At 67.8% G+C, this 2,169-nt stretch carries 3 protein-coding genes; all 3 read right to left on the bottom strand.

What is annotated here, in order from left to right; translation table 11 throughout:
* Positions 1-251: FeoA family protein (locus tag ACTHJR_RS18205; RefSeq protein ID WP_440524799.1), on the bottom strand; the 251-nt coding region annotated here is incomplete at its 3' end.
* A gap of 204 nt (positions 252-455) precedes the next feature.
* Complete coding sequence (locus ACTHJR_RS18200) at positions 456-1,112, bottom strand: COQ9 family protein (RefSeq protein WP_440524798.1); 657 nt, start codon at positions 1,110-1,112, stop codon at positions 456-458.
* A 7-nt stretch (positions 1,113-1,119) separates the two neighbouring features.
* Positions 1,120-2,013: a DMT family transporter gene (locus ACTHJR_RS18195; RefSeq protein ID WP_440524797.1), complete on the bottom strand. Its 894-nt coding sequence runs from the start codon at positions 2,011-2,013 to the stop codon at positions 1,120-1,122.
* Between the last annotated feature and the right edge of the window lie 156 nt (positions 2,014-2,169).

The following is a 2,169-nucleotide window of genomic DNA, read 5'->3' as shown; positions in this document are numbered from 1 at the left end:
GTCAGCGGAGCGACATGGATCGCGCCGGCGACGCGGCGGCGCAGCGCCACCGTCATGCGGCCGATCCGGCAAGCGATCGGCCCGCCGCCGATCCGCGCGCGATGCAGCACCTCGACCCCGACGCCTTCATCGAAACCGAGTTCGCGCAGCCGCCGGCCCTCGGGCGCGGACAGACGATCCCAGGCAATGCCCGCGACGGTCGCGCGCTGGCGCTGGGGAAGCTGTTCGAGGCTGAGCGGAGTCGTCGCCATGACGCTTCAGGTAGAGGTACTGCGACTGATTATCAATAACTGAATTAGATTTCGATTCACGCGGAGGCGCGGAGGCGCGAAGAGGTAGGATCTTCGGCACCGCTCCGTCTCTTTTCCGCGAAGCAGTCATTCGGCGCCGATGGCGTGGCGGAGGTGCCGCGAGGCTGAACCTCCTTCGCGCCTCCGCGCCTCCGCGTGAATCAATCAGACCGCCGGATAACGCAGCCGGCCGATGAAGCGCGACAGGCTCGGGCGGTGCTCGACGCGCGCGAGGAATTGCGCCTTGGCCTTCTCGAAGCGCATGATCCCCTCGATCCGCCGAGCCAGGAAGGCGCGGGTGTCGGCCTGCCCCTCGCTCTCGTCGTCGAGGAACACGGTGATCGTCGCGGCATAGATGCCCGCGAGCATCCCGCGCTTGGTGTAATGGTTGTAATCGGTCGCATTGTCGCCCGCCGCGCGCCACATCAGATCGGCGGCGCGCCAGCCGAGTTTCGCGCCATGTGCGACATTCTGCGGCATCGCCAGGATCGCCAGCGCGCGGCGCAGGGTCTCGCGATGCTGGGCGAGCAGGTCGAGCCGCGCCTCGACCAGCGCAGCGATCTTCTCACGCACCTTCATCTTGGCCAGAATCTCGGCCGGCAATCGCTCGGTCATGCCGCGGTCGATGCTGGCGAACCACGCGTCGATCATCGCCGCCGCGTCGGGCAAGGCGAGCAAGGCGATGTCGCGATCGACGCCGAGTTGGTCGGCGGCCATGTCGCGCGCCGCCGCTTTCCAGCCGTCGAACGCGGCATTGTCGGCGACGAGCGGGGCGAGCGCCTCGCGAATCTCGTCGAGCGTGGGATCGGCAGGGAGTGTCATCGCCTCTTTATGCCTCCTGCGTGCCTTCGGGGGCAAGCTCGGCCGGGTCCTTGCGCTCGCCGCGGACCAGCACCAGCGCAACGGCGACCGCGAGCGCGCCGATCATGTCGACCCCGTCGAGCCGCTCGCCATACCAGACCCAGCCGATCGTCGCCGCCAGCACCGGCTGCGTCAGCAAGGCGATGCCGATCACCATCGGCGACATCTGGCCGAGCGCGAAGATCATCAGCCCCTGGCCGATGATCTGGCTCGACAGCGCCATCAGCACCAGCGGCGTCCAATTGTGCGGCATGACCTGCTCGCCCAGCACATAGGCGAAGATCAGGAGCGGCAGCATGCTCGCCAAGGTCGACATCGCCAGCGCCGGGATCGGCGCCATCGTGTCGCGCGCCCTGGCCATGGTCGCGAAATAGACGGTATAGAGAATGCCCGCGAGCAGGCAGAGCAGGTCGCCGACCAGATGCTGGGGCGCGATCTGCATCGAGCGGCCCATCAGCAACCCCGCGCCGACCAGCGCCAGCAGCAGCGCGAATCCCTGCGTCTTCGATGGCCAGGCACGCGCGATCAGGAAGCCGTAGACCGGATAGAACAGGGTCGCGGAGTTGCCGAACAGGGTGGCGTTGGCGAGCTGGGTCTTGAGAATGCCGACGTGCCAGCTCGCAAGATCGCCGGCGAAGCAGAGGCCGCCCAGGCCCAGCGCCCACCACACCCCGCGGCCGAGGCCGGTCGGCCGCCAGCCGGTGCCGAACGCCGCCGCGAGCAGCACCGGCGCCGCCAGCGCGATTCGCCAGAAGCCGGCGGCGACCGGCCCGACGTCGCTCATCCTGACGAAGACCGGACCCAGCGTGAGCAGGACGTTGGCGATCAGCAAAGCCGCGAACGCGAAGGGATGCGCGCCCACGCTTTTATCGCTTGAGCGGCTGGAAGCTTTTCTTGTTGCCTGTTGACGCTGCATGCGGCCCCATAACACCTATCTCCGCCGCGTCCGCAAAGAAGTCCTATCGGGAGGTCCAATGCCCACCTTGTTCGATCCGATCCAGCTCGGCGACATCGCCGC

The sequence above is a fragment of the Sphingomonas sp. genome (genome assembly GCF_051962185.1).
Lineage (GTDB): Bacteria > Pseudomonadota > Alphaproteobacteria > Sphingomonadales > Sphingomonadaceae > Sphingomonas.
Note: the sequence above shows the minus strand (reverse complement) of the source record. Positions and strands in the feature narration are given on the sequence as shown.